This is a genomic window from Bradyrhizobium sp. USDA 4452 (genome assembly GCF_054063575.1).
The window spans coordinates 7,012,668-7,033,539 of the sequence record NZ_JBSSGK010000001.1 but is presented as its reverse complement, the minus strand read 5'-3'; the positions used below and the strand labels follow the sequence as shown (position 1 = coordinate 7,033,539).

General features: G+C 61.3%; 24 protein-coding genes and 1 pseudogene. 13 read left to right on the top strand and 12 right to left on the bottom strand.

Annotated features, from left to right (window positions below; genetic code table 11):
- Positions 1 to 417: 417 nt before the first annotated feature.
- A complete protein-coding gene (locus ACVISU_RS32945) occupies positions 418 to 852 on the bottom strand; it encodes an acyl-CoA dehydrogenase family protein (protein WP_456709700.1) in 435 nt (144 codons plus the stop codon).
- Positions 853 to 1,194: 342 nt separating this feature from the next.
- On the opposite strand from ACVISU_RS32945, the gene ACVISU_RS32940 reads away from it, so the two are divergent.
- The 3 genes from ACVISU_RS32940 (at position 1,195) to ACVISU_RS32930 (ending at position 2,303) form a co-directional block, all read left to right on the top strand.
- Positions 1,195 to 1,482 carry a hypothetical protein gene (locus ACVISU_RS32940; protein ID WP_456709699.1) on the top strand — a complete coding sequence of 96 codons (288 nt, stop codon included), beginning with the start codon at positions 1,195 to 1,197 and terminating at the stop codon, positions 1,480 to 1,482.
- The gene (locus tag ACVISU_RS32935) at positions 1,449 to 1,952 is read left to right on the top strand and encodes a YciE/YciF ferroxidase family protein (protein ID WP_456709698.1); all 504 of its coding nucleotides are present in this window, start codon (positions 1,449 to 1,451) and stop codon (positions 1,950 to 1,952) included. The genes ACVISU_RS32940 and ACVISU_RS32935 overlap by 34 nt, the downstream gene beginning before the upstream one ends.
- 90 nt (positions 1,953 to 2,042) lie before the next feature.
- The gene (locus tag ACVISU_RS32930) at positions 2,043 to 2,303 is read left to right on the top strand and encodes a SemiSWEET family sugar transporter (protein ID WP_456709697.1); all 261 of its coding nucleotides are present in this window, start codon (positions 2,043 to 2,045) and stop codon (positions 2,301 to 2,303) included.
- Positions 2,304 to 2,377: 74 nt separating this feature from the next.
- On the opposite strand, the gene ACVISU_RS32925 is transcribed toward ACVISU_RS32930, so the two are convergent.
- Both ACVISU_RS32925 and ACVISU_RS32920 read right to left on the bottom strand, forming a co-directional pair.
- Positions 2,378 to 3,070: an HAD family hydrolase gene (locus tag ACVISU_RS32925; protein ID WP_456709696.1), complete on the bottom strand. Its 693-nt coding sequence runs from the start codon at positions 3,068 to 3,070 to the stop codon at positions 2,378 to 2,380.
- 127 nt (positions 3,071 to 3,197) lie between these two features.
- Positions 3,198 to 5,729 carry an excinuclease ABC subunit A gene (locus ACVISU_RS32920; protein ID WP_456709695.1) on the bottom strand — a complete coding sequence of 844 codons (2,532 nt, stop codon included), beginning with the start codon at positions 5,727 to 5,729 and terminating at the stop codon, positions 3,198 to 3,200.
- A gap of 395 nt (positions 5,730 to 6,124) precedes the next feature.
- On the opposite strand from ACVISU_RS32920, the gene ACVISU_RS32915 reads away from it, so the two are divergent.
- From ACVISU_RS32915 to ACVISU_RS32900, 4 genes are all read left to right on the top strand, one after another.
- Complete coding sequence (locus ACVISU_RS32915; RefSeq protein WP_456709694.1) at positions 6,125 to 6,967, top strand: SDR family NAD(P)-dependent oxidoreductase; 843 nt, start codon at positions 6,125 to 6,127, stop codon at positions 6,965 to 6,967.
- Between the two features lie 14 nt (positions 6,968 to 6,981).
- On the top strand, positions 6,982 to 7,374 hold the full coding sequence (locus ACVISU_RS32910; RefSeq protein WP_456709693.1) for a hypothetical protein: 393 nt from the start codon (positions 6,982 to 6,984) through the stop codon (positions 7,372 to 7,374).
- 198 nt (positions 7,375 to 7,572) lie between these two features.
- Positions 7,573 to 8,379, top strand: coding sequence for an SDR family NAD(P)-dependent oxidoreductase (locus ACVISU_RS32905; RefSeq protein WP_456709692.1), 807 nt, complete (start codon positions 7,573 to 7,575; stop codon positions 8,377 to 8,379).
- A 474-nt stretch (positions 8,380 to 8,853) separates the two neighbouring features.
- Positions 8,854 to 9,300, top strand: coding sequence for a hypothetical protein (locus tag ACVISU_RS32900; protein WP_456709691.1), 447 nt, complete (start codon positions 8,854 to 8,856; stop codon positions 9,298 to 9,300).
- Positions 9,301 to 9,731: 431 nt separating this feature from the next.
- Here ACVISU_RS32900 and ACVISU_RS32895 read toward each other — a convergent pair whose 3' ends face one another.
- The 5 genes and pseudogenes from ACVISU_RS32895 to ACVISU_RS32875 form a co-directional block, all read right to left on the bottom strand.
- Positions 9,732 to 10,310, bottom strand: a complete 579-nt coding sequence (locus tag ACVISU_RS32895; RefSeq protein ID WP_456709690.1) for a DUF1236 domain-containing protein — start codon at positions 10,308 to 10,310, stop codon at positions 9,732 to 9,734.
- Between the two features lie 791 nt (positions 10,311 to 11,101).
- Positions 11,102 to 12,130: a glycosyltransferase family 4 protein gene (locus tag ACVISU_RS32890; protein ID WP_456709689.1), complete on the bottom strand. Its 1,029-nt coding sequence runs from the start codon at positions 12,128 to 12,130 to the stop codon at positions 11,102 to 11,104.
- Positions 12,131 to 12,264: 134 nt separating this feature from the next.
- Entirely contained in the window at positions 12,265 to 12,471 is a 207-nt protein-coding gene (locus ACVISU_RS32885) for a hypothetical protein (RefSeq protein ID WP_456709688.1), read from the bottom strand.
- A 45-nt stretch (positions 12,472 to 12,516) separates the two neighbouring features.
- A pseudogene (locus ACVISU_RS32880) lies at positions 12,517 to 12,964 on the bottom strand (hypothetical protein).
- 138 nt (positions 12,965 to 13,102) lie between these two features.
- Positions 13,103 to 13,261 (bottom strand): hypothetical protein, encoded by a 159-nt coding sequence (locus tag ACVISU_RS32875; RefSeq protein WP_456709687.1) that lies wholly within the window; start codon positions 13,259 to 13,261, stop codon positions 13,103 to 13,105.
- A gap of 15 nt (positions 13,262 to 13,276) precedes the next feature.
- Between ACVISU_RS32875 and ACVISU_RS32870 the strand changes: the two genes are divergently transcribed.
- Positions 13,277 to 13,696 carry a hypothetical protein gene (locus tag ACVISU_RS32870; protein ID WP_456709686.1) on the top strand — a complete coding sequence of 140 codons (420 nt, stop codon included), beginning with the start codon at positions 13,277 to 13,279 and terminating at the stop codon, positions 13,694 to 13,696.
- A 375-nt stretch (positions 13,697 to 14,071) separates the two neighbouring features.
- On the opposite strand, the gene ACVISU_RS32865 is transcribed toward ACVISU_RS32870, so the two are convergent.
- A complete protein-coding gene (locus tag ACVISU_RS32865; protein ID WP_050401567.1) occupies positions 14,072 to 14,416 on the bottom strand; it encodes a DUF1236 domain-containing protein in 345 nt (114 codons plus the stop codon).
- Between the two features lie 152 nt (positions 14,417 to 14,568).
- Here ACVISU_RS32865 and ACVISU_RS32860 point away from each other — a divergent pair, with 152 nt between their 5' ends.
- Positions 14,569 to 15,972 (top strand): TAXI family TRAP transporter solute-binding subunit, encoded by a 1,404-nt coding sequence (locus tag ACVISU_RS32860; RefSeq protein ID WP_456709685.1) that lies wholly within the window; start codon positions 14,569 to 14,571, stop codon positions 15,970 to 15,972.
- A 919-nt stretch (positions 15,973 to 16,891) separates the two neighbouring features.
- Here the strand turns inward: ACVISU_RS32860 and ACVISU_RS32855 are convergent.
- From ACVISU_RS32855 to ACVISU_RS32845, 3 genes are all read right to left on the bottom strand, one after another.
- Positions 16,892 to 17,461, bottom strand: coding sequence for a peptidase S14 (locus ACVISU_RS32855; protein WP_456709684.1), 570 nt, complete (start codon positions 17,459 to 17,461; stop codon positions 16,892 to 16,894).
- 151 nt (positions 17,462 to 17,612) lie between these two features.
- On the bottom strand, positions 17,613 to 17,798 hold the full coding sequence (locus ACVISU_RS32850; RefSeq protein WP_456709683.1) for a hypothetical protein: 186 nt from the start codon (positions 17,796 to 17,798) through the stop codon (positions 17,613 to 17,615).
- Between the two features lie 738 nt (positions 17,799 to 18,536).
- Complete coding sequence (locus ACVISU_RS32845) at positions 18,537 to 18,761, bottom strand: hypothetical protein (RefSeq protein WP_456709682.1); 225 nt, start codon at positions 18,759 to 18,761, stop codon at positions 18,537 to 18,539.
- Positions 18,762 to 19,026: 265 nt separating this feature from the next.
- On the opposite strand from ACVISU_RS32845, the gene ACVISU_RS32840 reads away from it, so the two are divergent.
- From ACVISU_RS32840 to ACVISU_RS32825, 4 genes are all read left to right on the top strand, one after another.
- On the top strand, positions 19,027 to 19,173 hold the full coding sequence (locus ACVISU_RS32840) for an ATP-dependent DNA ligase (protein ID WP_456709681.1): 147 nt from the start codon (positions 19,027 to 19,029) through the stop codon (positions 19,171 to 19,173).
- 86 nt (positions 19,174 to 19,259) lie between these two features.
- Positions 19,260 to 19,604 carry a hypothetical protein gene (locus tag ACVISU_RS32835; RefSeq protein ID WP_456709680.1) on the top strand — a complete coding sequence of 115 codons (345 nt, stop codon included), beginning with the start codon at positions 19,260 to 19,262 and terminating at the stop codon, positions 19,602 to 19,604.
- Positions 19,605 to 19,830: 226 nt separating this feature from the next.
- Positions 19,831 to 20,202 carry a hypothetical protein gene (locus ACVISU_RS32830; protein WP_456709679.1) on the top strand — a complete coding sequence of 124 codons (372 nt, stop codon included), beginning with the start codon at positions 19,831 to 19,833 and terminating at the stop codon, positions 20,200 to 20,202.
- 460 nt (positions 20,203 to 20,662) lie between these two features.
- The gene (locus tag ACVISU_RS32825; protein WP_456709678.1) at positions 20,663 to 20,839 is read left to right on the top strand and encodes a hypothetical protein; all 177 of its coding nucleotides are present in this window, start codon (positions 20,663 to 20,665) and stop codon (positions 20,837 to 20,839) included.
- Positions 20,840 to 20,872: the final 33 nt, after the last annotated feature.

The window sequence follows — 20,872 nt, the reverse complement described above, 5'->3', positions numbered from 1 at the left end:
GCACCAGCTTCGTACTGGAAACGACCACTCCAAGAGCGATAAACGCGGCCATCACAAAAAATGCTGAAAAATGAACGGCCGCATCCCTTCTCCTGCCGCCCATAACGGTCTGGCTGCAGGTTCGAGTCCTGCCGGGCCCACCAATGAGATCAATGTCTTACTGGATCCTGGTTATTCGCGGCGCGACGACCGCACCAGAAACGTCCACTTTTCGTTCGTGGGCGGTTTGCACTTTGCCCGCAACCGCCGAACTGAGAGGGCACGAAGGAGGTAGACTATTGCTGATGGGAGCTCTGCGGTTCATCGCGGTGAAGAAACTCACCTCGGGGGGATTGCGGGCTTCCAGCACCGCGATGTTAACTTGCGGCAAGCGTGGGCGAACTGGGCAATTTCGGCACGCGGTCGGCCGAATCCCATCTAGGGTAGGCTTTTTGGACGCGGCCACAGTCCTCCTTCGGACCATGATTCAGATTCTTCTGGGGACATCGAATCGGCCCCGCCGCCGGTCCGTGCAGGATCGGAATTAAGCCAGCGATGCAACTCGAGCTTGCCTATCTGATTGCGGTGGACCTCGTCGGGGCCGTCGGCTAGTCGCAGCAAGCGTGTCGTCGCGAGCGCTGCCGCGAGGAAATGGTCGTTATTGGTTCCACCTCGGCCGAAAACCTGTATCGCCCAGTCAACGATATTCTGCGCCATGTTTGGCGCGACGATCCGCTCTTTGCATCCGAAAATCCGTCCCGATGTCGAGCCTCGCCGAATAATGACGAAAAAAGATCTACTGCGGCTGGGGCCGCCCGGGGACAACGCGATCCATGTCTGCGTCGATATGCAGCGAATGTTCGGCGAGGACACCGGGTAGAGGACGCCCTGGTTCGACGGGTGCCGCCCAACATTGTGACCGTCACGTCACGGCAACGGGACTTAAGCGGAGTGTTTTCACCCACTTCATTTCGGCCAGAGCAGCTGGTCGAGATGCGGGCATGTGGCGGCGGTACTACGAACGCTGGAGCTCGATGACGGTCAAGCGCCTTGCTCGGATATGGTGGATCTCGTTCCCGAGCGCGCGCGCTTCGTTCCACCTGCCCGGACCCACGACAAGCGCGTCTACTCGCCGTGGGCGGGTTCTGATCTCCGGCTACGGCTGCGGGAGTAATTAGTCGACACCTGCTCACGGGCGACGAAACGGAGGTCGGCGTGCTCGCCACCGCGCTTAGCGAGATCGACTGGGGTTTCCACGTCATTCTGGTGACGGATGCCTTATGCAGTTCCGCAGACGAGACCCATGACGCGACGATGGCTGTCCACCTGAACCGGTTCGGTGAGCAGGTCGAGTGCGTGAAGACGAAACGTTGCTGGCTGCGTAGCCCGCTTAGCCATCGCGAGCCAGTTAGGAACGCTTCCTATTTGTCGTCGTTTGCCGTGCGGCCTTTCAATAATGGGAGACGTCCATGGGTTTCTTCACCAAAGACATCAAGACGCTGAACGACCTCTTCGTGCACACCCTGCGGGACATCTATTACGCCGAACAGCAGATCGCGAAGAATCTGCCGGACATGGTCGAGAAGGCGAGCGACCAGTCCTTAAAGAGCGGATTCGAGACTCACCTCGCCGAGACTAAGAACCAGATTACTCGGCTCGAAAAGGTCTTCAAGATGCACGGCGCCGAGGCCAAGGGCGTGAACTGTCCCGCGATCGACGGCATTCTCGAGGAAGCCAGCGACGTGGCTGGCGACGTCGACGCCACGACGGTTCTAGACGCCGCCCTCATCGCGGCCGCGCAGGCCGTGGAGCACTATGAGATCACGCGCTATGGCTCGCTGATCGCGTGGGCGAAGAAGCTCGGGCGAGACGACTGCGCCGCCGTTCTCCAGGAAAACCTCGACGAGGAGAAGGCGACGGACAAGAAGCTCAGCGACATGGCCGTCAACAGCGTGAACCATCGCGCCGCATGATACTCGCCAATGCGAAGGCTGGCTGCCGACAGAGGCGGCCAGCTGCCTCAGGGATCCGGCGCCGAGGGGCCGGATCGCCTGTAGACCGTGATGGGTGAACTCGCATCTTTCGTAAGCGGCATCGCGGCCTTCCTAGCGTCGCTATCCTATATTCCGCAGGTGCGAAAGACCTGGCCGCGCGGATCGACCGGAGATCTCTCTCTGGGCATGCTCGCGGCGCTTACTCTCGGCCTGTCGCTATGGGTGGTCTACGGCCTGCTGTGCCATGACTGGGTCGTCGTCGGCGCGAATGCCATCGGAGCCGCTCTGGCCGCCGTCCTGCTGGGCTGCAAGGTCCGTGACCTAGCCTGAATGTCGACGGCATCCGCCCTCGAACCCTTTACTCAACCCCGTCGCCGCGGAGGCCGTTAGAGTCTCGGTACGTGCTATGCGCTGCGCAGCCAGTCCGACTGCTGCAATTCCGGGCCCTTCTCTCCGAAGAGCAGACTTTTGAGAAGCGCTTCCAGATCGCGCGCCACGGCGAAAGAGCCGGCCTGGCGTAGAACTTCTTCGGTGAAGCCGCCGGTCAGGACAGCGGCGACTTTCGTTCCGGCCTCGAGCCCTGCTTCGGCGTCGTAAGGCGTGTCGCCGACCATGACCGCCATCGGGCCCGAAAGGCCGAGCTTGCGCAAGGCCATCCCGACCAAGCGAGGGTCGGGCCTTCCGTGCTCCACGTCGTCGCCGCAAGCGGTCGCAGCGATGAAATCATCGGCCCGCAGAAGTGTCATGTAGCGCTTGAAAGCGAGCCCTTTGCAGTCGGTGGCAAGCGCGACGCGGCCGCCATGCTCGCCCAAGACTCTGAAGATGTCGCGGACACCGTCGAACGGCTTCACGCTCGGCAGATAGTCGCGTTCGAAGATCGCACCTCGTGCCTTTAAAATCGCACATCGCTCATCTTGGGACGCTTCGGGGACCACGAGTTGCAAAGTCTGGTCGCCGTCGAGCCCTGAATAGGCCTGGAGCACCTGAATGGGAACGCGATATCCCGACCTCTCAAGCGCATCCTGGAAGCTGCGAAGGTTCTGCGCAACGCTGTCGACGAGCGTTCCCTCCACATCAAATACGAATCCTTTGAACATCGAACGCCTCGTCATCGATTTTTTAAGCTAAGCGGAGACACGTCCTCAGGTTCCATCGCCCGGATGCGCGACCTCTTGCGCCGAAGAGTCTCGCCAGCATCTTCGAGGCCAATTAAGTTCATACCCGTCACCAATGGAGCTGGAGTTCCTTGGCCAAGTATGTCGCTGTCCGGCTTCCGAATGCGGCAACCTCCTTCGGCGGCCCTGATGCCACGATGCGGCCGCCTTCGTCTCCCGCGCCGGGACCGACATCGACGACCCAATCGCTATTCGCCGCGACCGACATGTCGTGTTCAACGAGGATGACGGTGTTGCCCGCATCGACGAGGCCATGAAGCTGATTGCTCAGCTTACGGACGTCGGACGGGTGCAGGCCGGTCGTCGGCTCATCGAGCACGTAGAGCGTCCCTCCGCGCTGCGCCCGCTGCAACTCGGTAGCAAGCTTGACGCGCTGCGCCTCCCCTCCGGAGAGTTCGGTCGCCGACTGCCCCAGCCTGATGTAGCCCAGCCCAACTTCGCGCAGCACGCCCAGCGACCGGGAAAGCATATCGTCATCTTCGAAGAAGTCGAAAGCCGCGTCGACCGTCATCGCCAGCACGTCCGCGATCGACTTATCGCGTATCTTGATTTCGAGCGTCTTCGCGTTGTAGCGAGCTCCCTTGCAGGTCGGACACGGCGTGTAGACGCTGGGAAGGAAGAGAAGCTCGACGCACACGTATCCTTCGCCCTCGCACGTCTCGCAGCGGCCCTTGGCCATGTTGAACGAGAATCGACCGGCGTCGTATCGCCTGGCGCGCGCCTGCTTCGTCGCGGAGAACAGCTTGCGTACGTGATCGAGCAGTCCGGTGTAGGTCGCCAGATTGGACCGCGGCGTTCGTCCGATCGGCTTCTGGTCGACGACGACGAGCCGCTTGACCAGATCGAGACCTTCGATGATCTCGCCGCCCAGCGTGAGTACCGCCTCCTTGAGTTCGCCTTCGTCTGGATCCGCTTCTCGACGATTACCCAATCGCTCGGCAACGGCCTCGACGAGAAACTGGCTGACCAAACTGGACTTGCCCGAGCCCGAGACGCCGGTCACGCAGGTGAGCACGCCGAGAGGAAGATCGGCATCCAAGTCGTCGAGGTTGTTGCGCGTGACTCCCTGTAGCTTCAGCCAGCCACGCGGCTGGCGAAGCTTCCGTGTCGGCTCGGCGGCTTCGTCGAAAATGAAGCGTCGCGTCTGGGATGCCTCCACTTCGGCCAGACCGGCGAGCCGACCGCTGTAGAGTATCTCGCCACCCTGCTCTCCTGCGGCGGGCCCGACATCGACGATCCAGTCTGCCTTGCGCACCACGTCGAGCTCGTGTTCGACGACGAAGAGCGAGTTGCCCGATGCCTTCAGACGGTCCAGCGCCCTCAGCAGCGCTTCCGTGTCCGCCGGATGCAAGCCGGCCGACGGCTCGTCCAGTACGTAGACGACGCCGAACAGGTTCGATCTGACCTGCGTCGCGAGCCGAAGCCGCTGTAGTTCGCCCGGAGACAAGGTCGGCGTGCTTCGCTCAAGCGTGAGATAGCTCAGGCCGAGATCCAACAGGACCTCCAGACGTCCGGCGAGATCTTCGACTATCCGTTGCACGACGATCGCCTTCTCAGGATGAGACGCGTCCTGATCGGCTCGATCGATGTACGGCTTGACGAGCGCGTCGAGCTTCTTCAGCGGCAGACGTGACATCTCGGCGATGTCCAGTCCGGCGAACTTGACGGAAAGCGCTCCCGGCTTGAGCCGTTTGCCCTTGCAGACCGGGCAGTCGTCGCTCGACAGGAACTGCGCCACTCGGCGCTTCATCATCGCGCTCTGTGTGGTGGCATACGTTTGGAGAACGTACTTGCGGGCTCCCGTGAAGGTGCCCATGTAGCTCGGCTCTTCCTTTTTCTTCAGAGCCCTGCGTGTTTCGGCGGGAGTGTATCCGGCGTAGACCGGGACGGTCGGCTGGTCGTCGGTGAAAAGGATCCAGTCGCGATCCTTCTTCGGCAGTTCGCGCCACGGCTTGTCGACGTCGTATCCGAGGGTAACAAGAATGTCCCTGAGGTTCTGGCCCTGCCAGGCCGTCGGCCAGGCCGCGACCGCCCGCTCCCGGATGGTCAACGCGTCGTCGGGCACCAGCGTCCTTTCATTGACCTGATGTACCCGCCCGATCCCATGACAGTTGGGACAGGCTCCTTCCGGCGTGTTGGGCGAGAAGGATTGCGCGTAAAGCAACGGCTGGCCGCGCGGGTAGATGCCGGCGCGCGAGTACAGCATCCGCAGCAGATTGGACAAAGTGGTGACGCTTCCCACCGAGGACCTGGTCGTCGGCGATCCGCGTTGTTGCTGCAGCGCTACGGCCGGCGGCAATCCTTCGACGACGTCAACGTCGGGAACCTGCATCTGGTGGAAGAGCCGGCGCGCGTATGGCGACACGGATTCCAAATACCGCCGCTGCGCTTCCGCGTACAGGGTACCGAACGCCAGCGAGGACTTGCCGGATCCGGAAACCCCGGTGAAGACTACGAGCTCATTGCGCGGAATGTCGAGCGAAACATCCTTGAGATTGTGCTCGCGTGCCCCTCTGACGCGAACGAAGCCGTCGCGCGCGGTGGGAGGCGGTTCTGACGGTGTTTTTGTTTTGGCATCCATCGGGGAAGAAGCTTTGCCGGGCCTCAACGGTTCCCTCCAGCGCTATCGCCCGATTGCCGGAACCTAGATTGCGGAAGGCGCCCAACGACGTCGCCCGAGATTTTAAGATGCGCTTCGACAAACCGCCGCGGAATCGAAAAGCCTTTCGTTGCTAGGGCGGTAGGAACAGTTCCAGCGGCGATCAGTTGCCGACCTAATCAAGGGAGCAAGGAATGACGAACCAGGTACGGCGCAGAGTGTTGAGGGGCGCGGCGGCGGCAGGCGCCTTCGCTGCCGTTGGATCGGCGCGAGCGCAGGTTCGTTCGGACAACGGTCCGAAGGAGCTCGACGGCAAGCCGGTCCCCGAGGCGCCGCCTGAGCGCACCGCCGGCTCGATTCGGCCTGGCCGGGGCTCGATGCTGCAGGACAAGGTCGTCGTCGTAACCGGCGCCGCGCGCGGCATAGGTCGCGCGATCGCCGTAGAGATGGCAGCTAACGGCGCCGATGTCGTCGCCGTCGACATCGGGGGCAAGGTTTCTCCGGCATCGAACGCCGTCCCGGCTACTCCGGAGGAACTCGACGAGACCGTGCGGCTGATCAAATCGTTTGGCCGAAAAGCCGAAGGCATTAAGGCCGACATCCGCGACATTGCAGCTCTGCGCCAGATTGCCGATCGTGTGGAAAGAGATTACGGCAAGATCGACGTCGTCGTCGCCAACGCGGCCATCCAGCGCTGGGGGACGCTGCTGGAGATGGAAGACACCGACTGGCACGACGTTATCGATAACAATCTCAACGGCACCGCCAATACGGTCCGCGCGTTCGCACCCAAGATGGTCGCCCGAAAGAAGGGTCGCTTTATCCTGCTGTCCTCGATGCAAGGCAAGCATGGCACCAAAGATGCATCGAGCTATTGCGCCTCGAAATGGGGCATCCTCGGCCTGATGAAGTCGGCTGCGATGGAGCTAGGCGAGCACAACATCACCGTGAACGCGCTCATTCCCGGGCTCGTCGACACCGCCCTCACCCGCTACGAGAAGCGTCTCAGCGAATCCATGAGCGAGCAAGGCCAGAAGGTCGAACATCCGACGCCCCAGCAGGCATGGGATAGCCGAGCCCCGACCGTGCCGCTGAAGGTCGGCTGGCTACAGCCCGACGACATTTCGCCTGCCGCGGTCTTCCTCGCGTCCGATGCAGCGAACATGGTGACAGGCGCTGATTACGAAGTCACCGGCGGCGATAGCGCCAAAGACATCTGACGGAGTGCAGCAAGATGAGCGTGAAGGAATCAGTGACCGGAACGGCCAAACGACTCATTGGCGAGATCGTCGGAGACGGTCGACTGGCGGACGAAGGAGCGCGCCAAGCAGCGGCCGGCATACCAGCTGTTGCGTATAGAGCGACTCCGCAGGTCCCAGAAGAGCCGACGACGCAGCGGAGGGACTACCGCAACGCGTCTGAACTCCGGCATGGCGACGAAGTCAGATTCGCCGCGGTGCTCGGTCGCGCCGCCTTGAAGGCGTGGGCCGACCTGCCCCGGGACGCGCAGGAGCGCCTGTTCGCCGCTGCTGTTGACAGCGGCGTTGTCGCGAACGAGTTAGCCGAGTTCCTGCACGACCGTCATCCCAAGACGGCTCACCCGCCCAGGCCGACAAGGCTCGCGTAGGTGCAATCGATCACAACGCGAAGGAGCCTGGATGTCTCAGAAACTAGGCAAGCCGAAGGTGCCACCGTCGAGGCCGCGGAAAGACGCGGAGTGCGAAGCGCGTGCTGCGGAGGTTGAAGATGCCGACAGGACCGAACGCAATTATCGCGATCTCGTTCATGGCGCGGCGGCACGCTCGGTCTCGATGACGGCGAAGACATGAACCATGACGACTTGGGGCGGTCGGGCGCGGAGATGCACATGACAGGCAGGTTCGAAGGCGAGGTTATCATCGTAACGGGCGCGGCATCCGGCATCGGCGCCGCAACGGCGCGTCGTTTCGCGGCTGAAGGTGCCAACGTCGTTCTGGTCGACCGCGACGAAATCCGCCTCGGGAGCGTAGCAAAGGAAATGCATGTCGACCGCGTTTTGGCTCATGTTGCTGATGTCTCCGACTCCAACGCCGTAGACGAAATAATATCGACGGCCGTCGAGCGATTCGGTCGCTTGGACGTCCTGGTGAACAATGCTGGTGTTCACGAGGGCGGCGAGCCGGAGGACATCACGAACGGGCAATGGCGCAAGGTCATGGCCACCGATCTCGACGGCGTGTTCTTCGGCTGCCGAGCGGCCCTTCCTCAGCTTGAGAAGGCGAAGGGATCGATCGTCAATACGGCGTCGGTTTCCGGAGTCGGCGGGGACTGGGCCATGAGCCCCTACAACGCCGCGAAGGGCGGTGTCGTCAACCTCACGCGCGCCCTCGCGATGGATCTCGGCAAGAGAGGCGTGCGCGTCAACGCCGTCTGTCCGTCACTCACGCGGACAGGAATGACCGAGGACATGATGGGCGACAAGGAACTGCTCGCAAAATTTTCTGAACGGATTCCGCTCGGTCGCGTGTGCGAGCCGGAAGAGATCGCCTCCGTCATCGCTTTTCTCGCGAGCGACGACGCCAGCTTCATGACCGGCGCTAACGTTGCGGTCGATGGCGGCGTTTCGGCGTCGAACGGTCAACCGCCGCAGTAGCGTCCTTCGATCTTCGACACGTCACATGCGTGGCGCCGAACGGAATGCCGGCGACAGAAGGTTCATTCTCACTATAATCCGACGCCTTGTGAAATCGCGAACAGGACAGCGCCGAGCAACGAAGCCAATGACCAGGAAACAGCACTCCCGGACCGCGTATTCCGACCCACTTCGTGCGCAAGCGTCCAGCGAGATAGCCCGCCAGATCATCGCCGTCACGATAAAGAAAAATCCCGAACCGATCTGCAAACGTCTTCGCTGAAACGCCTGCATTGCCCCACGGTGAGACGACGGCAAAACTCATGCCCACCGAAAGAAAGCATCACAAGCGTCAAAGCCAGGGACGCAATGGCGCAACGGCCGCCCATGCAACGCCAGGGACGCTCGGCTCCATGATCGCGGTTTCTCGAATTGTTCCGGCCATAACATCCTCTTGGTTCCGGATGGGAAACGCGGGCAGGACCAAAGGTTCCTATGGGAGCGGCAGGCTATCGAAGCTCCGCCCGAGCCCATTTGCTTGGTTCACGGAGCGCCAAGGCCGCGACCATCACCTGGTTTGGCATCGTTGATCGTCGGTTTCGTGCGCGTGCTCGCGATCTATCTCGTGCCTATGCGGAACTCGGCAAACCGGCGCAAGCTAAGGTCAACGCTCTGCGTGAACGGGCAAAGGACGTGCAATATTCCAGCCGGATTGCCAGCCACATCGCGTCAACCAGCAAGCGCATCGCCTGCGCCATGTCATCGATCAGCTTCACCGCACGTCTGCCGGGGGCCGAGGGCAACAACGCGGTGGTGCGCGAACTTACAAGCTGTGGCTGCCCAACGCGTATGCGAATCCTTGGCGCCAAGGAGCCTCAGATCGGTCTCGATCTCGGCGAGGAGCGCCTGGATTTTCGGAACGCTCGTTCTGACCCGGATTGAGGCCCGGGATCAGCTGCTCCTTTCGACTCAGGGGCTTCACGACAGCAGACAACTCTTCTCCGCCAAAGCAGCACAGAGTTGAAGAGGCCGCTCGAAGAGCGGCCCCTTCTTAAATTCACCAGCTTCGGGTGCCAAGCTGTACCGATGCTCGGGGACCACCGTAGTAGCCATGGCTGCGGTCGTAGCAGCCGGGGCTGCCATAGTGGTAACTTCGGCGAACCACATACTCGGGTCCCCGCCGTAGTGGTGGTGGACGTAGCGGAACCTCGGGTCGGGTAGCAACGGCCATATTCGTTACAGATGAGACGGATCTGCTTGACACGACCAACCCGGTCGTCGCGATGGGCGCGAGCGGGGCGGCACTCGCAGAGGCCGACCCGAGCGATCCTAGAGTAGAAGGACGGTCTTGATCATGTTCTCCTTAGCGCGAGTCAGTCGATCTCTTCGATGACGCGACGTTCGTGGGGTTCGACGATGTAGGTACGGCTGTCCCGGTTGATGTACCGGTACTCGCGAAGGCTCGGAGCATCCCGATAGACCTCTTCCGGGAAGGTATCGATCTCAACGTCCTCCGGCACGCGCTCGCCGGTCCGGATCTCGGTTCGGACGGTACTGCCGGTCGTGCGACTCTCGCGTTCGACCGGGCGCGCCTTGGCGTGCTTGCGGACGACCTCGCGATCGCGGTCGCTGAACGTCACCTTGCGTTGCTCGGTTCGTGCCGGCGCCGACGCGGTCGAGCGGCCGGAGTACGGCAGGACCGTCACGATCTTGTAGGTGGACGGCTCCACGATCACGATCTCGTCCTTCACCAGAACGAAGTCATAGCCCCGATACTGGGGCACGATCTCGACGACGTCGGCGGGCAGTGGCTGCAGGTGGACGTCCCGCGGCACGACGGTGCCCACCGACAGCGAGAAGTTCACGCTGGTGAGCGGCTGCACGTTTAGGTGCGAGATCGACGTGCTGATGCGCGTCCGCTGCTGGTCGTTGATGTTCGCCGCGGCATTCACGTTGGTGTTCGAGGAACGGTCAGCAGTGTTTTGCTGATTGTTTGGCTGCTGCGCGGCGTTTGTCGATCCGCTACCCGTCGGCGACTGCGCCTGGTTGGTGTTCGACGCGGGCGGATTGGCGCTCTGCGTCTGATTGTTCGTGCTTGATGGCGGATTGGTCTGCGCCTGGTTCGAGGGTGTTGTGCCCTGGTTGGAGGGATTGGTCTGAGCCTGGTTGGCCGAATTGTTCGAAGCAGGCGCTTGCGTCGTGTTCGTGCCGCTTCCGGGATTTGGACGACTGGCCCGCCGCGCTCTGACCGTTCGTCGACGGAACCTGCATCTGGCCGGAATTCGACGAAGGATTCGTCTGTGCGGATCCGGATGACGAGCCAGGTGACGTGGTCGATGTCGAGGGCGACGTGGTCGACGTATCCTGTTGACGCTGCGTCGTGGACGGACTGGAGCTTGACGTGTTTGGAGAAGACTGCGCAAACGCCGAAGTCGCGATCGCGACCGCAGCGGTCGTGGCCAAGAATAAACGCTTGTTCATCTGAACCTCCCTAATGTGGAAGCCGATCAACCCTCGGCGTGGCGTTCGGTTCCGAATCGTGAAATTTCGGCAATTGCATGAGATCGATGCTGAGGAATGGGACGAGGGTTCTGTTGGTTAATGCGCGGTCTTTGCCCGTTCAGCCCAGGCCAAGACTCCAAATGCGTTAGTAGGCGCTGGCCATTTCCTTTCTGCCACAGCGTCGGACTGACCGTCGGGGGCTCCAACGCGAGAGCATCAGCATCGAGTTCTTCGAGCGGCGTCATCTGCGAGCGACCAGCTCGCGATACCGGCTTTCGTATTCCCTTGCCATACGACTGGCGACGAAACGATCCTCGAAGCGGGCGCGAACCGTTCTTCTGTCTAGCCGCACGGCTTCCTTGATGGCTTCGATCGCCTGCTCCTCGCTGTCCACAATAAAGCCGGTGACTCCGTCCTCAACTACTTCCGGCACCGATCCAGAGCGATAGGCGATCACAGGCGTCCCACACGCCATTGCCTCGATCATGACCAAGCCGAATGGCTCGGGCCACTTGATTGGGAACAGCAAGGCGGCGGCACCCGCGAGGAACGGTTGCTTGCGGACTTCGTCTACCTCGCCGACCAGCATGATATTCTCGCCGTCGATCTCATGCTCGAGCTTCTTTTTGAAGTAGACCGTCTCCGCGCGGGGAATCTTGGCGGCAATCCGCAGCGGCATCTGGACGGCACGGGCAATGCGTATTGCATCCTCCGGGCCCTTCTCCGCAGTGAGTCGCCCGAGAAAAGCTAGGTACGAACCCGATCCGTAGGCGGGCCAAAACAGATCCTTGGGGAGTCCGTGCGGAATCGTCGCCACCCAGTTCGCCTCCGGGAGGGGCCGGCGCTGGTTGTCCGAAATCGACACGAATGGGGCCTGCGGAAACGCGCCGATCACGCCGGATAAGCCGGGTAGGTCAAGCCGGCCATGCATGGTCGTCAGAAACGGCACACCCGAGCGAGCTAGGACTGGCAGAGGCAACCAGTCGACATGCGAGTGGATCACATCGAATTCGCCTGCGCGCTCGGCGATGGCCTCAATCAGCAGAGCGCAGGCGGCATTTGGATCGACGCCCTTCCGCCCCAACCGCAACGCGCGCGGCCAGACAGTATGGAGCTTCCCCGTCGTCCTCGAATCTCCACTCGCGAACAGGGTGACGTCGTGCCCGAGTTCGACCAGCTGATCCACGAGCCAGGCGATCACCCGCTCCGTGCCACCATACAGCCTTGGAGGAACGCTCTCGGCCAAGGGAGCAAGCTGGGCGATCCGCATCGATCACTCACCAAAGATGACCCGCAAGCCGGTCACGACGACTGCGGAGATGAGAAAGGCGATCGCGAGCAGCGTCCAAAACGGCCTTGTGCTCCCCCGAGCTACGCATGTGACGAGCACTTTCATGCTCGTCTTCATTTGTCTCGGGGGAGACGCTGTAGGTAGGCAATCCCGAAGCCGGTGAGTTCTTCGGTATCGCTCTCTCGCTCTTCCCCTCTCCTTTGCAGGTAGTGTTCGAGAAGGCAGCGCCGGCTGTCCCGCGGGTCAACGTCAGGGTGGCGCGCCCGGTAAACTGTCCAGGCGGTCTCGGCGGCATTCTTTGAGATGACATCGTCGACCATCTTCAGGCTCCCGGCGACCAATCCAATCTCTCGAAACGCAAGACGTCAGGAAAGTTTCCTATTTTGCCGATCACCCCAATGATTCGGAGAATACGTATCCAACACGCTTTGGCACTGGCCCTCTCGCGCCGCACGGCAACGCTGCAGGCGCAGGCTTCGACCAGAGCGCTTGGCGGCAAGAAGCGGAGAGGTCGGGGCTAAAGCCGACGGCTCCGCTGCGGGCGCTCTCCGTCCGCATCTCGGCGGTCCCGCCTTTATGAATTCGAGCACGGCACGACCCTTCTCAGTGCCGTGCCATCCGCCTTTGAGACGCTCGACCATTCCTTGCGAGAGGATGTCGAGGTCGGGCACGCGAGCGGCGAGGCGCTTAGTCCGCTCGGCCCAGTCGCCCCCTCGTCGCCAGAATCGCCATATCGCGCTTGAGGTCGGCCATGACGGCGAACCCCCTCGGGATACTAACCAGGATCTCGAGCACAGTGACTTGGAAGTTCACCGCACCTCCCCTGCCTATCGCCTCCTGTCGGAACGCCGTTGAGGGCCTCGCGTCCCACCTGGTTCTTTTCGGGCGCCCGCAGAAGTCCGACTGTGTAAGACGATTCTCGCCGAACTCAACAAAGTTAACGCGGCCACGTCAGGCAATGGCCATGGAGCGCTTCCGCGGCGCAGCACTGAACGCAACGTTGAACTTCCTGTTGTGGCGGAAGCTCGATGTTCTTGAGTTAAGCTGCGTCGGCGCCGAGCGAAACCATTGCCGTTTTTTCCCGTTGTTGGCGGGGCGCTTGAGCAACATGAAAGGATATCCTTGATGAAGAAGCTTGCAATATCGGCATTGATGGTCGGCACCCTCGGTCTGGCCTCTGTAGCCACGACGGCTCCTGCCGAAGCTCACTGGCGAGGCGGATGGGGATCAGGGATCGCCGGTGGCCTGGTTGCCGGTGCCGTGATCGGCGGGCTCGCCTCTTCGGCTTACGGCTGGGGACCGGGTTACGGTTACTACAGCGGCCCCGGCTACTACGGCGCCGGCTATTATGGCGGCCCGTACGCCTACGACTACGGGTACGATGAGCCGTATCGCTGGGGCGGCGGCTACACCACGACCTACTACACGGCGCCCGCTTCCTACGGTTATCGCTATCGTCGCGTCGTCCGCCCGGCCTACGCCTATTACCGCGGCTCTTATCCGGTCATTCGGCACCACTGGCATGGGCATTACCGGCACTGGTGAGAGCTATCGATCCGTACGCAGCGAGGCCGCGCTATGGAAGGCGCGGCCTATCCTTTGCAGGATCACGGCCAGCATTCTGTCACCCCATCCACCAGCAAATGGCTCGGTCCGCTCGAAGGCGAGACGCCGATCGGAGGTGCCTTTCTGCAGCTTTGCCGAACGCTTCGGATGCGGGCGGGCCGCTCTGGAGCTTCAATCTCGACGCCCGATGCTGCAGGCATTGCGGCCATGGCTTAGCAGCATCCGCGGACGAAGATGAAATGATCGGCATGGACGGCCGCTCGCAGATAAGAAATCAGGTATCGGCGGAGGCTGGATTGGAGCGGCGGGCCGCTTCGTTCAGCGACCCGCCACTGGAGTGACTAGTCGGAGGGACTAGTCGATCTCCTGGACGACCTCTCGGGTCGACGGATCGACCAGCATCACGCGCTCGCCCGAGTAGACATAGCGGTACTTGGTGAGCGAGGGACCCCACTCGGCAGGGACCGCCTCGAGCTCGACTTCGCGCGGCACCGGCTGACCGACAACGATCTTCTCGCGGGTCTCCACGGGACGGACCTTGTGTTCGGTGACGTAAGACCGGATCTTCGTACGGTATTCCGGCTCGATCTGCACGGCGGCAGTATGTCCGGTGCCGGTGGTGGTGGTGACGGTGGACTGCGCCATCGCGCCCGTTGAAATCATCGCCACCATCGCAGCTGTCAGTAGAAGCTTGTTCATCTTTCTCTCTCCTCGCCGCCATATGCGGCAGGGTCGAGAACCCTCCAATGATGGCAAGGTTCCGGTTCGTCCGCATGCGTCTGACGGAACATTCGGGTTCGGCGACGGTTCGTCCCAGGTTCCCAGCAGGGACTTGCTTAGGGAGTCCGCTGATGCCACCGTCCGACGCAGTCAGGAGTGCCTCCGATCGACGGCAACGAAGGCTCCTGATCCTGCTGGCTTTGGGATTCATCATTTTTGGCGCCGCCGCGGCCGCCCTATTCTACGTCCTGCAGCCGGAGACCCTCCGGATCGCCGTCGGCCCCTCAGGGAGCGACGACCATCAGGTGGTCCAAGCGATGGCGGAGGCCTTCGAAGAGGAAAGCAGGACGGTTAGATTGTCCCCAATCACTACCGCCGGAGCGGCCGAATCCCTTACATTCCTGGGGGCCGGCAAAACCGACCTGGCAATCGGTCGCGGCGACCTCGCCATGCCGTCTGATGCGCAGACGGTGGCCGTCCTGCGTAAGAACTACATCGTCATATGGTCGCCGTCCGCACGCGCGGGCAAGAACTCCAAGAAGAAGGGCGCTGCAAAGATCGGTGAGATCGCCGATCTCGCGGGACACAAGGTCGGCATCATCGGACAGACCGGCGCCAACGTCGCGCTCCTGCGGACAATCCTGGAAGGTTCAGGCGTGCAGCCCGACAAGGTTGCCACGGCCCAATTCGGAACCGAAGAGATCGAAAAGCTTGCGCAGGACAACACTCTAGACGCGTATCTCGCCGTCGGGCCTCTCGATAGCAAGATCACGGCTGCGGCCATCGCCGCGACGTCCCGATCGCGCGGGGCGCCGAAGTTTCTTCCGATCCAAGCATCTGAGGCGATCGCCCTGCGGCATCCACGCTACGAGGCCGAGGAAATCCCCGGCAGCGCCTTCAACGGTAACCCGGCCTGGCCCGAGGACAAGATCGACACCATCAGCGTCAACCATCTCATCCTGGCCAGAAAAGAACTGTCGGAAGCCAAGGCAGCGACCTTCTATCGACAGCTTTTCGCGGTGCGCGATACGATCACGCAACGTGTGGCCGGCGCGGCGCACATCACGAAACCAGAGACGGATAAGGAGGCCGAGCCTTCCGTACACCGGGGCGCCGCAGCAGTCATCAACGGGACCGAGCGGACGTTTCTGGACAAGTACAGCGACTACTTCTGGTTCGCCCTACTTTTTCTCTCCGGGATCGGTTCAGCCGCCGCTTGGTTCCGGCGCTATCTGAACCGGGACGAACGGGTGGTTAACACCAGCCATCGCAGCCGCATTCTCGCCGCGGTATCGGAGGTTCGCAATGCTGGGTGTGAGCAGGATCTGCTGGCATCGCAACGGGAGGTCAACACGATTATCGGCGAAACCCTGAAGTGCTTCGACGACGGCACAATCGAACAAGAAGATATGGTCGCATTCGGCCTCGTCCTCGAGTTGTTCGATCATGCACTCGCCGAAAGACGCGCCGTTCTCGAGAGTGGCCCCACCGACCCCGCTAGGTCTTCGGGCCCTACTTTGGCATCGCGCCGGTAAGCGTTCTGCGGAACCGCTGTCAAAACGAAAGTGAACGTCTTCCCGGTCATCGTCGAGGATAGGCCATTGGATAGGAACGGTGCACAGCCGGGGAAATTAGGCAATCCGGTGAAGGCACACACGGTCCTGTCCCGAGCGCCCTCACCGTCAGTCCCAACGCTCTTTCCCCGAAGCGCTTATCCGGGAACAAAAAGGGGCTCGGGAACGAAGCCATATCATTTCGATTTAGCGAAATGCTGGAAGGAAAAGGTTCATGTTGCACTTATTGCTCGGTATCAGCTTGATTTTGGTTGTTTTGACTGCAGCAAAGGACGCCGATGCCTGCGGCGTCGGCTGTCATACGTCGGTCTTTGGCGCGTGCGTGCGTAACGGCTGGCAAGAAGCTCGACCAGTTCGGAATGAATGTCCTGCCACTTCCCGACCGACTCCCCCCTGCGGCCAGTACTATCGATGGGCGCGGCGCTCGGTTGCTTGCATTCAGCGCTAGATCGAGCCGACAACGGGCCTGCTGCTAAGCAACTGGAGTGCCTGAACCGAGCGCGCGCCCGCGAGCCTCACTTGCACCGCAGTCGCAAGAAAGAGCGTGGCGATCTTCTTTCCTCCACTTAGTTTCATCCATCTAGGCTGTAGCGCCTTGCATCTCCCGTGACTAAATCTCCTTCCAAGTCTGCCGGCGGAACGTAATCTTGGCATTGCCCTGCCGACGGCTGAACGTCATACGAGGGTGATCGCGATGTCGGGGGCATGACGTAGAGTGTCGCCAAGGCAAATAGCGTTGAACTAACGCATGTTGCTGCTCAGATAATGGAGCAGCACGCCCGGCGCCTCCAAGGCCTGACGCGCTTACGCCGCACCGGGATGCCTCCAAAGCCCCTACCCGGGGCCTCGCCGGTACCGCGTTGTGACGCCATTTCGGGCGTCACAGAACCGTCTCGATCAGACCCAACGTCTTCGCCTCCTGCGCCTCCAGATACCAGTTTGACGGCGCCTTCTGCATGACCTCCTCGATCGTCACGTTCGAGCCAAGAATTAGATTTTGAAAGCCCTCGTTCTGTATGGCGATCGAGCATTCGATTTCGTTGAGCGTCGCCCTAACAACCGCAATGCATGTCGTCAAAGGACCATCGATCACCAGGCTCTTCGAAAGCTTGCGTTCATGGATCATCAGTCGCGTGCCGCGCGCGAGGTATCTGTTCGGACGCGCAAAGAAGCTCATGAACGTAACGCCCGCCGAATAAATCACAGCCTTACCGAGGAAGACGAAACGACGTTGCGGCTCTGTCTCACTCGCGAACCGCACATCCTCCCCCATCATCCGGGCGACCTCGGGGTCGCCACCCAAGGTCGACAGTTCGATCACGACAAGGTCTTTATCGGCAGCGTTGTCGAACTGCGTTCGAAAGGCGGTATACATATTATAGTCGACAATGCCAGAGAGGCTAATGGCCGGCGACTTGAAGGCACTGGCCGGTAGCGTTGCGAGTTGCATCTAACAATCCTTTCGCGGCTTTGGTCTCTGACCACATGCAGATTCCGTACCCACAATTGTCACGCAGTCGCTCGGCCGTGCCGAGCATGTTGTTAGCGACCGGCTGACTATCAGAAAGTGGAGTGGGCGGGCTAGGAAATGAAGGGTTCAACTATTCGCGCCGATCATTCAGCTTCTCTTTCACGTTATGCGAAGCCGCGCGGGTTGCTTCGCTCGCAGCCAGGACGCGATAACTGTGCTCCATCCGCTCAAGAAAATGGCGAGTGAACGTGTCGTCGGCGGTCTCTTTGGCCCGCCGGTAGTGTTCTGCCCTCTCCAGATATTCGTCCGCGCTCATGACCGGAAAATTCGTCAGCGCCTGGACCGTTCCATAGCGCCAAAGGGGGCGCCGCACCTAGCGGTAGCTGCCAAGTCGGCGACGCCGTCGAGTGCTTGCCCAGGCCGCGCGCAAGCTAAATCGCAAGGCCAGGCCCCGCGGCCTAACGGCGCCTGCGAGCGCTCCCCTTCAATGTGCGAGCGCTCCCCTTCAATGCTCTTTTAGGAACGTCTCGGACCTCACCGGTTTGCCGGATGGGGCACATTCGGAGGACTCTCCATGAGAATTACGAAAGTGGTCTTGGCGACTGCATTTATCTTTGGATCGATTGCAGCCGCATCCGCTCAAGGTGGAGGCGGCGGTGGTGGAGGCAACTCGCCATCTCAGAAGAGCGGTCAGGGCGCCTCAAGCAGCCCGTCATCAGCAAATCCCGGCGCAACGGCCAATGACACTGCCGAAAAGGGGGGAATGAAGAGCGGAACTGGAATGAAGAGCAGTTCTCATCATCGCCATAAGCGTCATAAGAGGTCGATGTAGTGATACCCTGACCCGGAATTTGGTCCCGCCTCAAAAGAGCGTCGGGACCATTTATTCGGACGGGCGATACGTTCGCCCGCCGACCAGAACATGCGCATTGAGCCGCGACCTTTTGATTGTCCTGATCCCCGTGAATTGGTCAGCGATGCAGCTGCTGAGATCTTTGGGCTCCGAAACGTTATGAGCTTCCTGGCCACGGCGCGCGCAGGTTCGCGGTTTCTGTTAGCGCCGGTGCCCGATCCAGATCCCGATCAGGAAGGCGACGAAGACCGACTGCAGGGGCGCCTGAACGGCAACCGCGCGAAGCCGCTCGGCCCAGCGCAGCGCGACATCCTGCGAAGGCTGCTGGGACTGTGGACGGAGCGCCTCGAAGTTCCGACTGCTGCCGGCCTGCCCCTCAATTAGCCCCGAAGCTTTCGTCATGGCCGAGGCTTCTTTCATGTCCATACGCCTCTACTATTGCAGGGTCAGGCGGACATCCGCGTCGGCCTGGAGGTCAGCTTGTTCGCTGTGTTTGCCGTTCTGCCAAAACGCAAGGTAAGATCACGAGTTCCAAATGCTCGCTGGAACGTCGGCGACCACGTCCATTTGAATCAGCTCATCGTTTGTGGAGTTACGTCGTGGCGTTTCAGCGAAAGAGGCCAGCGCTATCGGGGCGAGGGCGTTCTTTCCCGGCTTTATCGCGCCGGCGCTGGCGTCGCCCAGCGGCAAGGTGCCGCGAGACGAACGCTGGATTTACGAGATCAAGTTCGACGGCTACCACGTCCAGGTCCACTTCTCGAACGAGGAGGTGCAGCTCTGCACCCGTCGCGGTCACGACTGGACCCGGCGGTTCAAGAAGGTCGCCGAGGACACCTGAAATGCTCAGAGAGCCAGCCGACCTAACTGGAACTCCTCAATCCGCCAAGCGTTTGCGGGCACGATCGATGTTGGGATCGCGAACAGATGAAGTGGATTCTAGTCGTATTGGTTGCTGGCGTAGCACCTGTTCAAACCGATCTTGTGTTCGAGAAGCTCTCGGATTGCCTGGCCGCTGAGCAGCAGTTGCAGCAGACCTATGCGAACGCCTACAGCGCCTTGAGTTTGCGCTCGATGATGGATGAAGACCCGTATGACAAGCGCCGTGGCCGCCACCATCGCCACGATCGAGAGGAAGCCGCCGGAAAACTTGCGAATGCCGGGACCTGCATCCCGCATAATGGCACGGATCAGCCAATCACCTCTCTGGATCAACCAGCGCCGGCGCCTCAGCCGCCCTCGCCCACACCTTCACTAAGCCCGAAGCCATAGAGCCAACTCTTAGCTGACTCACTGTCGCAACCGGCCGACCTTGGGCCACGCTCTCGCGCTGAAGCGGATCATCCATGCAGGACAAGCCGCCGCTAATCGAGAATTCCAACAACGATCATGGGGAGCAAGCAAGGAACGCGACTCTTCTCCCTGATTTGAGCGAACCTACTTTCAAGGTGTTCGGACGGTACCCACTATGGGCCTACTCTCGTTCGCCGCGTATCCGATGCTGGATAAGGCCGCGCAGTGGATCACCGGTAATGACCACGCAAGCGCGGCCCGCCGCGGTGCCTCTCGCGATCCCGTACCATCTTTACGTAGGGGTACGGGCAAGGAAAAACTCACCACCGTAGCGCGCGATACATTCACCCTGTCGCCAGCCCTGTCGACCGCCATGCAGCAGCTCTCGGGCCTCGATTGGCGCGGGAAACTAATCATCAAACCGGGCGACGTTGCCAAGGCCGCGCACGGCGACTGGCGTGGCGCAGCTCGAGCCGTTACGGAGGAGGCAGATTTCCTGGGGCGCGGCCGAGTCTCGCTCTACTCCACCTTGACCAACACCATCAACAAGAGCCAGAGCATCGCCGGCGGCCTGTAGGACCAGGCCTCGATATCAGAAACCCAAGCGCGGCTACGGTCCGCTACGAGGGACAACGGCCTGGGAGACTGCAAGGATCGGCGATCAGCCGGCAAAGACATCCTGGGGGACTTGCAGAACACTCAGCCCCTAAGAGATCGCTCGCAGCCGCGGGGGTCAGGGAGACAGCGTCGCGCTGTCACAGCTATTCTGTTGACGCTATTGGAGGAGCAGCGTTCAATAGACTGGAAACAGCCGTCACGAGCTGTGCTGGCGCAAATGGCTTTGTAAGCAGAATACTGTTTGGGACGCCCTGTGATGGCCACTGATCTGCGCCGTCGCCGGTCATGTAGACCACTGGCAATATCAAAGCTCAGTTCTCGAGCCCGCCTAGCAACGTCCCAGCCGGTAAGCTTGCCCTGCAAATGAATGTCATACGGCCGGCAAGGTCGTGCTGACTTGTGCCTAAATGGGGCAAGCGATGAATTTACCTGATCGACGCTCCGTGCTCGCCGCCGCCGCCGCGTTCGGTGCGACCGCGGCGGCCTCAGCCCAAAGCAGCGAGCCTATCATCGGCAACAAGGGCGCGACCATTATCGGTCCCCGCAACCCGCAGCATGAAGGCCAGAACCCCAACATCCTGACCGCCGTCCACTGACCATCGACGCCTGCGGACGAGCTTGGCCGGTGA